This is a genomic window from Delftia sp. ZNC0008, assembly GCF_000799035.1.
GTDB lineage: Bacteria > Pseudomonadota > Gammaproteobacteria > Burkholderiales > Burkholderiaceae_C > Comamonas > Comamonas tsuruhatensis.
The window spans coordinates 1-8,219 of record NZ_JTKZ01000366.1 but is presented as its reverse complement, the minus strand read 5'-3'; the positions used below and the strand labels follow the sequence as shown (position 1 = coordinate 8,219).

8 protein-coding genes are annotated in these 8,219 nt (G+C 68.5%); 2 read left to right on the top strand and 6 right to left on the bottom strand.

All coding sequences use genetic code 11. The annotated features are described in order from the left end of the window. Nucleotides 1-111: 111 nt before the first annotated feature. The 6 genes from L995_RS12255 to L995_RS12230 form a co-directional block, all read right to left on the bottom strand. Nucleotides 112-1,104: a Bug family tripartite tricarboxylate transporter substrate binding protein gene (locus tag L995_RS12255; RefSeq protein WP_047472016.1), complete on the bottom strand. Its 993-nt coding sequence runs from the start codon at nt 1,102-1,104 to the stop codon at nt 112-114. A gap of 82 nt (nt 1,105-1,186) precedes the next feature. Next, the gene (gene ilvD / locus L995_RS12250) at nt 1,187-3,046 is read right to left on the bottom strand and encodes a dihydroxy-acid dehydratase (RefSeq protein WP_052195790.1); all 1,860 of its coding nucleotides are present in this window, start codon (nt 3,044-3,046) and stop codon (nt 1,187-1,189) included. A 117-nt stretch (nt 3,047-3,163) separates the two neighbouring features. Then, nucleotides 3,164-3,466 (bottom strand): helix-turn-helix domain-containing protein, encoded by a 303-nt coding sequence (locus L995_RS12245; protein WP_016450218.1) that lies wholly within the window; start codon nt 3,464-3,466, stop codon nt 3,164-3,166. Then, a complete protein-coding gene (locus L995_RS12240; protein WP_016450217.1) occupies nt 3,450-3,833 on the bottom strand; it encodes a type II toxin-antitoxin system RelE/ParE family toxin in 384 nt (127 codons plus the stop codon). The genes L995_RS12245 and L995_RS12240 overlap by 17 nt, the downstream gene beginning before the upstream one ends. A 297-nt stretch (nt 3,834-4,130) precedes the next feature. Then, complete coding sequence (gene ccoG / locus L995_RS12235) at nt 4,131-5,600, bottom strand: cytochrome c oxidase accessory protein CcoG (protein ID WP_052195789.1); 1,470 nt, start codon at nt 5,598-5,600, stop codon at nt 4,131-4,133. Between the two features lie 136 nt (nt 5,601-5,736). Next, nucleotides 5,737-6,312 (bottom strand): hypothetical protein, encoded by a 576-nt coding sequence (locus L995_RS12230; RefSeq protein WP_016450215.1) that lies wholly within the window; start codon nt 6,310-6,312, stop codon nt 5,737-5,739. A gap of 192 nt (nt 6,313-6,504) precedes the next feature. Between L995_RS12230 and L995_RS12225 the strand changes: the two genes are divergently transcribed. Next, nucleotides 6,505-7,476, top strand: coding sequence for a DUF2157 domain-containing protein (locus L995_RS12225; RefSeq protein WP_016453918.1), 972 nt, complete (start codon nt 6,505-6,507; stop codon nt 7,474-7,476). Beyond that, a partial coding sequence (locus L995_RS12220) for a DUF4401 domain-containing protein (protein WP_047472014.1) occupies nt 7,473-8,219 on the top strand: 747 nt, incomplete at its 3' end. The genes L995_RS12225 and L995_RS12220, both read left to right, overlap by 4 nt.

Genomic DNA, 8,219 nt, shown 5'->3' with positions numbered 1-8,219 from the left:
AGTCCTGTCCTTCGGCAGGACTGCAACCCCGCAGGCGGCCCGACGCAGGCGCTGACATACGGGGAGTGGGCATGGGGCGGGCCTTCGCTTCGCTCGGCCCGCTGGTTTTGATCAGCCCTCTGCTGTGAATTCCACGCGCTTGACGATGGGGCCCCATTTGGCGAGTTCGGACTGCAGCAGCGCGGCCAGTTCGGCGGGGGTGGAGGATTGGGCGTCCAGGCCGAAGGTGGCCAGGCTGTCCACCACGTCGGGCGTGGCCAGGGCCTTGCGCATGTGGCCGTTCAGGCGCTGCACGGTCTCGGCGGGGGTCTTGGCGGGCACGAAGAAGGCGAACCATTCGCTGTGCGCCATGTCCTTGTAGCCCTGCTCCACCAGCGTGGGCACCTGGGGTGCGAAGCGGCTGCGCTTGGCGCCGCTGACGCCCAGGATGCGCATCTTGCCGCCGGCCAGGTGCTGCAGCATGTCGCCCACGGGGCCGCAGACGGCGGAGACGTTGCCGCCCAGCATGTCCAGCAGCGCGGGCTGGGTGCCGCGGTAGCCGGCGTGCTTGAAGTCCACGCCGGCATGCTGGCCCAGCAGGGCGCCGATGAAGTGCGGCGTGGAGCCGGGCGCAGGCGAGCCGAAGTTGGCGCCTGCGGGGTTGGCCTTGGCCCAGGCGAAGAATTCGGGCACGGTGGTCACGCTGGCGGGCACGGCGGGGCCGACGGCAAAGCCGAAGTCGAAGATGCAGCCCACGGTGACCGGCGCCAGGTCGGCCACCGGGTCATAGGGCAGCTTCTTGTAGATGTGCGGGTAGATGGACAGCATGGACGTGGGCGTCTGCAGCAGGGTGGCGCCGTCTGCGGGCCGGCCCTTGACGTAGCTGATGGCGATCTGCCCGCCCGCGCCCGTGCGGTTTTCCACCACGGCGGTCTTGGCATAGCCCGACAGCTTGGTGCCCACGCGGCGGCAGATGGCGTCCGAGGTGCCTCCGGCCGCGAAGCCGGTGATGATGTTCAGGGTCTCGATGGGGCCCTGGGCCTGCGCCCAGGCCTGCTGGCCCAGGCTGGCCAGCAGCGCACCCGCTCCAGCGGTGCCCAGCCATTGGCGGCGGTCGATGTTCATGCGTATGTCTCCGGTTGAAATTGAAACTCTGAAAAAAAACAGTGGGGGAACAGCGGGGGAAATGCGTGCCAGCCCGGCGGCTTCAACTGTCGTCGCGCAGCCAGACCACCTGGCCCGAATGCGTGACCGCTCCCTGGTGGGCCGGGCGCACGGTGAGCGCGTATTTTTCCAGCACGCCGCCCAGCGGCGGCATCTGGCGGCGCGCGGCGGCCGATTGTTCCAGACGTGCGGCCAGTTCGGCCTCGCCGATTTCCACCGTGATGCTGCGCGCATCGGCGCGGGCGTCGATGGCGATGAGGTCGCCGTCGCGCAGTGCGGCAATGGGGCCGTTGTCGGCGGCCTCGGGACCTGCGTAGCCGATGCACAGGCCGCGCGTGGCACCAGAGAAGCGCCCATCGGTCAGCAGGGCCACCTTGTCGCCCATGCCCTGGCCATACAGCAGCGCCGTGATGCCCAGCATCTCGCGCATGCCGGGGCTGCCGCGCGGGCCTTCGTTGCGGATGACGATGACATCGCCGGCCGTGTACTGCATGGCCTGCACGGCGGCCTGGGCCTGTTCCTCGGACTCGAAGACGCGCGCGGGGCCCCGGTGTACCAGGGTCTTGAGGCCGGCCGTCTTCAGCAACGCGCCATCGGGGCAGAGGTTGCCCTTGAGCACGGTCAGGCCACCGTCGCGCGTGATGGGGTTGCCGGGCGTGCGCACCACCTCGCCATCGGGCGGCGCGGCATCGGCCAGTTCTTCGGCCAGGGTGCGGCCCGTGAAGGTGAGCGCATCGCCATGGACAAAGCCCTGCTCCATCAGCGTGCGCAGGATCACGCCGGCACCGCCGATGTAGTACACGTCGCGCGCCAGGAAGCGCCCGCCGGGGCGCAGGTCGGCGATCAGCGGCGTGCGCGCGAAGATCTCGGCCACGTCGTCCAGGTGGAAGCGGATGCCGGCCTCATGCGCGATGGCCGGCAGGTGCAGGGCGGCATTGGTCGATCCGCCCGTGGCGCTGACCACGGCGCAGGCATTCTCCAGCGCCCGGCGCGTGATGATGTCGCGCGGCAGCGGGCCGCCGCCTTCGGCGCTGGCCCACACGGCCTGCATGAGCTGGCGCGCGGCGCGGCGCATCAGCGGTGCGCGCTCGCTGAACACGGCGGGCACCATGCTGGAGCCGATGGGCGCCAGGCCCAGCGCCTCGCTCACCATGCCCATGGTGTTGGCCGTGAACTGGCCAGCGCAGGCGCCGGCCGTGGGCAGGCAGGCGCGGCTCATGGCCTCCAGGTCCTGCGCCGTGGCGGTGCCGGCCAGCACCTGGCCGATGGTCTCGTAGGTATCGACCACGTTCAGGTCGCGCCCGTGCACGCCGGGCGCCTGCCCCGGCAGGGCCGAGCCGCCATGCACGAAGACGCTGGGCACATTGCAGCGCACCATGCCCATCATCAGCCCCGGCAGGTTCTTGTCGCAGGCGCCGATGGCGAAGATGCCATCCCACTGGTGGCCGCGCACCGAAGCCTCCACGCTGTCGGCGATCAGCTCGCGCGAGACCAGCGAGAACCGCATGCCCGAATGCGCCATGGTCAGCCCGTCGCTGACCGACACCACCGGGCATTCATGCGGCGTACCGCCCCCGGCATAGATGCCGGTCTTGGCATGCTGGGCCTGGTCGCGCAGGTTGAGGTTGCAGGGGCTCATCTCCCCGCCCGTGTGGAACACGCCGATGTGCGGGCGCTCCATGTCTTCGTCGTCCTGGCCCAGGGCATGCAGGAAGCTGCGCGTGGTGGCACGGATGGTGCCGGAGCGGATCAGGGCGGAGCGAAAGGGCGTGGGCGTGGGCGTGGGCGTGGCCGCTGCCGGGCTGCTGCCGGTGGCGCCGGCTGTGGAGGTGGAGGCGGCCAGCGATGCGGAGGCGCTGGACTCGGAAAAGACGTTGTCGGGGGAGGCAGGTTTCTTGTTCATACGCGGGACGGAAAACAGCCGCCCACCATAGCGGGGTCTGCGGATTTCCCTATGAGCATTTACACCAGATCGTGTCGCCCGGGAGTCGCCCGCATACCACCCTTGTGTCGCCCCGGCTCAGAGGATGGCCTGAAGGCCTTTGTCGGCGATGACGTTGAGCAGCTTGAGCGCCGGTCCGGCGGGACGGGTTTCGCCCTGCTCCCATTTGCGCACCGTGGAAGCCGTGGTGTGCAAATGCAGCGCGAACACCGGTTGGCTGAACTTCAAAGTCTCGCGCAGCTGTTTGATGTCGGCCGCCTCGAACTCCCGCACCGGGGGAGGACAGATCGCGTCGAACTCGCGCATCGTCACCTTGTCGATGGCGCCCGCTTCGTACAGCGCAGCCAGATCGCCGCGCAGGGATTCAATGATCTTGCTCACAATGCACCTCCAACAAAACGCCTGACTGCAAGGCCGCCGACAAGGCCTGGGTGGACAGGTCCAGAAACAGCTTGCCTGCAAACCTCAAAGCCCTCTGTTCTTCCTGTGTGATGTTCGCCTTGTCGTTCTTGGTGAAACCATGCAGGAAGATGTATCGGTTGCCGATTCGTGCCGACAACAGCGTTCGATAACCCCCACTCTTGCCCGCGCCTGGACGCGCCACCCGCTTCTTGTAGAGAAAGCCCCCCAGGTCCGCGTCGATCAGCCCTCTTTCCATCTCCCTGACCGCCTTGCACAGCGCGGTATCGGGCAGTTTCTCGCTCGCCTGCCATCGGGAAAAGTCCTTGCGTTTGAGAACGCGCGCCATGCCAGCCTCCCAACTATACCCGTTACGGGTATGTATTTCACCTTCATACATATCACCACAGGGTAGAGCCTGCGAATTTGAAGTGCTGCCTCGTGCCTGCCTCATTCAAGCCCCTGTCGTTTCTCCTTGGCCTGACTGCCAGCCCGCTTGTCCGCCTTGTCGGGAAGACACGATAAAAAAAGGCCCCGGAACAAACTTCCGGGGCCTCAAAACCGATGCCCGCCCGCGCTGCAGCGGACCAGGCATCGTGCACAACAACTGCGCTGTACTCCTGAATCAATCCATCCAACGGGCCCTTCAGCGCGGCACCAGGAACGTGCTGTGCGCCTGCTTGGTAAGCGCCGGATCACCCACCGCCGTGGCGGTGATCTCCACGCCGTGCGAGCCAGGGCCGGCCGCGCCATAGGGCGCCTGCAGCCGCACCACGACCCAGCGGTCCTGGGCCGCGCCCACGTCCACCTCGGTCTCCGAAGCCACGCGCAGGCCTTCGATGCCCGAGGCCGACAGCACATAGCGCTGGTCCTGCTCCGTGGCATTGCCGATCTGCACGCGGTAGATGTTCTCGATCTGGCCGCCGGCCACGATGCGCGACAGCGTGCCCCGGTCGCGCACCACGTCCACCTTCAGCGGCGTGCGCAGCGCCAGGCTGGCCACCATGGCCGTGGAGATGGCCACCAGCGCCGTGCCGTAGATGAGCACGCGCGGGCGGAAGATGCGGCGCACCAGCTCGCTCTGGCGCCAGCCCCGGGCCATGCCGTTCTGCGTGGACAGGCGGATCAGCCCGCGCGGGTAGTGCATGCGGTCCATGACGCTGTTGCAGGCGTCGATGCACAGGCCGCAGCCGATGCACTCGTACTGCAGGCCGTCGCGTATGTCTATGCCCACCGGGCAGACCTGCACGCACAGCGTGCAGTCGATGCAGTCGCCCAGGCCCTGGGCCCGGTAGTCCACGCCCTTGTGGCGCGGGCCGCGCGATTCGCCGCGTGCGGTGTCGTAGGTGACGACCAGGGTGTCCTTGTCGAACATGGCGCTCTGGAAGCGCGCATAGGGGCACATGTGCTTGCAGACCTGCTCGCGCAGGAAGCCCGCGTTGCCGTAGGTGGCCAGCGCATAGAACAGCACCCAGAAGATCTGCCACGCGCCGGTCAGCGCCAGCACCTCGGGCAGCAGGCTGCGGATGGGCACGAAGTAGCCCACGAAGGTCAGCCCCGTCCACAGCGCAATCAGCAGCCACAGCGCATGCTTGCCGCCACGCCGCGCGATCTTCTCCGGACCCCAGCCGCTGGCATCCAGGCGCAGGCGTGCGCTGCGGTCGCCTTCGAGCAGGCGCTCCACCCACATGAACAGCTCGGTGTAGACCGTCTGCGGGCAGGAAAATCCGCACCACAGCCTCCCCGCCACCGTGGTGAACAGGAACAGCGCCAGCGCCGAGACGATGAGCAGCACGGCCAGGTAGATGAAATCCTGCGGATACAGCAGCCAGCCGAAGATGTAGAAGCGCCGCTGCTCCAGGTCGAACAGCAGGGCCTGCCGGCCGTGGATCTGCAGCCAGGGTATGCCGTAGAAGAACAGCTGCGTGAGCCAGACCATGGCCCAGCGCCAGTTGGCGAAGCGCCCCGAGATGGAGCGCGGCTGGATCTTGCGGCGTGACTCGAACAGCGGGGAATCCGCGCTGGCGTCGGCGATGGGAATCACCTTGCGCGGCGCGGGCCGCGGCCGGGGGGCTGCGGCGGTTTCATCGGGAAGCGGTTTCGGTCGTTCTGACATGCGGGGCCTTCGCCCCGGCCGGTGCGCCCGTGATGCGGGCTTGTCATGAATTGCCGGGGACTGCCTGGACTATGCCCAGCGCCCTGCTCCGCGGGTAGCAGCAGATGCGGTGAATTCGACCGTATCAGATGGAGCTTCAGGCCTGGGGAGCACGAAGACGCGGCACCGCCAGCCGCAACCCCCACGCCACCAGGCACAGCCCCAGCAGCGACGTCAGCGTGCCAATGCGCACATCGGCCTGGAGCACGCCCCAGCGGCTGAAGATCTCCGTCCAGTCATGGTCGCCGCCGCCCACCAGCGGCAGGACCTGGGCGCGCGCGTCCTTCATGTAGCGGGCCACGTTCATCAGGTTCTCGCCCAGCCACATCAGCGAGGCGATCCAGCCCGTGCGCTGGCCCTGCCTGCGGAAATGGCGCATGAACAGGGCGGGGAACAGCAACTGGAACAGCGTGCCGCCGTAGACCGAGAGATGCTGCGAGAACAGGGCCACCAGCGGGTGCCCGGCCTCGTGCAGCGCGAGGTTGGCGTTGTCCAGCAGCATCAGCCAGCGGTCCTCGCTGAAGAAGTGGCCCCAGATGATCCAGGCGCCGAAAGCCGTCAGCGCGATGGCGGCAGGGCGTGTGACCGGCGTCCATTCGACCGGGTCGTCGGAATCCTCGAGGTCTGCGCCGCGCTTCATGGCGCCAGCAACGCCGTTGCGTTCAGAGGGCATGCCAGCGGCTTGGCGGGGTACATGCGAGGTCGGCAAAAAGGGGCAGGCGCAGGATGCATGGCGGCAGTGTTCCGGAGAGTGGGAGGAAGATAGCAGGTTGCACCGGCACCGGGCTGCCGCGTTGCAATCCATCCCGGACAGGTTCTGGCAAAGTCGGGCATCCGCATCTTCAAGCCAAGGAACATCCACACCATGAACCTGCGCCCCCTATTGCATGAGCTTGTCCGCCAGCATGGCCTGGACCGCAAGGCCGCCGTGCAGCTGTTTGCACTGGCGGGATTCGAGCAGGAACCGGCCGCCCTCAGAACCCGCCTGTGGCCCGTGGTGGCCTTGCTGGGCGCGGCGCTGGGCGGGCTGGGCATCGTGCTGTGGATTGCCGCCAATTGGGAGAGCATGGGCCGCATGCAGCGCTTTGCCCTGCTGCAGGGCTTCGTGCTCGTGATGTGTCTTGGCGCGGCATGGCGCGCGGCGGCGCGCGTGCCGCTGTCCGTGCTGGCGCTGCTGGGCACGGGTGCGCTGTTCGCCTTTTTCGGGCAGACCTACCAGACGGGAGCGGACCCCTGGCAGCTGTTTGCGCTGTGGGCAGCGCTGACCCTGCCGCTGGCCCTGGCGGCGCGCAGCGATGGCGTCTGGGTGCCCTGGGTGGTGGTTGCCATGACGGGCATCGCGCTGTGGGCGCAGGCCCATACGCCGCAGTTCTGGGAGGTGGAGTCGCGCGACCTGGGCGTGCATGCCGTGGCCCTGGGCGCCGCCCTTGCCGTCACCGCAGTCATGGCACCGGCCCTGCGGCGCTTCACGGGCGCGGGGCTGTGGGCCTTGCGCGGCGCGGGCGCGCTGGCGCTGGCGATGATCACCTCCACCGCCATCAGCGGGCTGTTCCACAGCACGGTGGCGCCGCAGTACCCGCTGGGGCTGGTGCTGCTGGCAGGCGCGGCGGCGCTGGCGGGCCTGCGCAGGCATTTCGACATCTTCCTGCTCAGCGGTGCGGCGCTGGGCCTGAACGTGCTGCTGGTGTGCGGCCTGGTCTATCTGCTGCTGGAAAAACTGGGGGCGGACTTCACGGGCATGCTGCTGCTCGTCGGCCTGGGCGCTGCGTGCCTGCTGGCGGCCACGGTCAGCCTGGTGCTTCGAATGTCACGCAACGCGGAAGGAGGCCTTCAATGAGCCACGAACACGACACCCTGCTGCGCCAGGCCGTGGACCAGGGCATCCTGCCGCCTGCCGCCTTGCAGGACCGCCGCCCTGCCGCCAACGACCGCCATTGGGCGGTGGTGCTGCTCACGGCGCTGGGCGCCTGGCTGGCCCTTCTTCCCTTGCTGATTCTGTTTGCGTTTGCCCTGTCCGACTGGATAGAGCGCGGCGCCGGCACCTATGTGATCGGCGCCATGATGCTGGCCGCAGCCGTGGCCGTGCTGCGCGCCGAGGAGCTGCCCGTCTTCCTGGAGCAGCTGGCCCTGCCTGCCATGCTGACCGGCGCCGGCCTGCTGGGCTTTGGCCTGGCGCGCGACCTGTCGGGGCAGGCTGCGGCCGCGATAGGCCTGGCCATTGCGCTGGCCTGCACGGCCGCCATTGCAAGGCCCTGGCTGCGCGTGCTGCTGGGCGCCGCCTGCGCGCTGCTGTTTTGCACCATGCTCTGGCCGGACAACGATCCATCCACCCTGTACGCAGGCCTGCCGACCTGGGTCATCGTGCATGCGGCACTGCTGCTCTGGATGCTGCTGGCAGCCCAGTGGCGCGCGCTGGGGCAGTCTGCGGCACAGACCCGCATGGCGGCGGCGCTGGAGCCCTTTGCCACGGGCTGGCTGCTGGCGGTGCTGGCTGGCCTGGCCTTTCTGTCCGGCAGGAGCTTCATGGTGGCCGGCGTGCTGGGCGGCGGCCTGGCGGGCGAGCTGGCGCAGGAAGCCGCC

Excerpts from the sequence above, each read along its gene's own strand:
- ccoG (WP_052195789.1), bottom strand. The coding sequence starts at position 5,600 with ATGTCAGAACGACCGAAACCGCTTCCCGATGAAACCGCCGCAGCCCCC.
- ilvD (WP_052195790.1), bottom strand. The coding sequence starts at position 3,046 with ATGAACAAGAAACCTGCCTCCCCCGACAACGTCTTTTCCGAGTCCAGC.
- L995_RS12240 (WP_016450217.1), bottom strand. The coding sequence starts at position 3,833 with ATGGCGCGCGTTCTCAAACGCAAGGACTTTTCCCGATGGCAGGCGAGC.
- L995_RS12255 (WP_047472016.1), bottom strand. The coding sequence starts at position 1,104 with ATGAACATCGACCGCCGCCAATGGCTGGGCACCGCTGGAGCGGGTGCG.
- L995_RS12230 (WP_016450215.1), bottom strand. The coding sequence starts at position 6,312 with ATGCCCTCTGAACGCAACGGCGTTGCTGGCGCCATGAAGCGCGGCGCA.
- L995_RS12225 (WP_016453918.1), top strand. The coding sequence starts at position 6,505 with ATGAACCTGCGCCCCCTATTGCATGAGCTTGTCCGCCAGCATGGCCTG.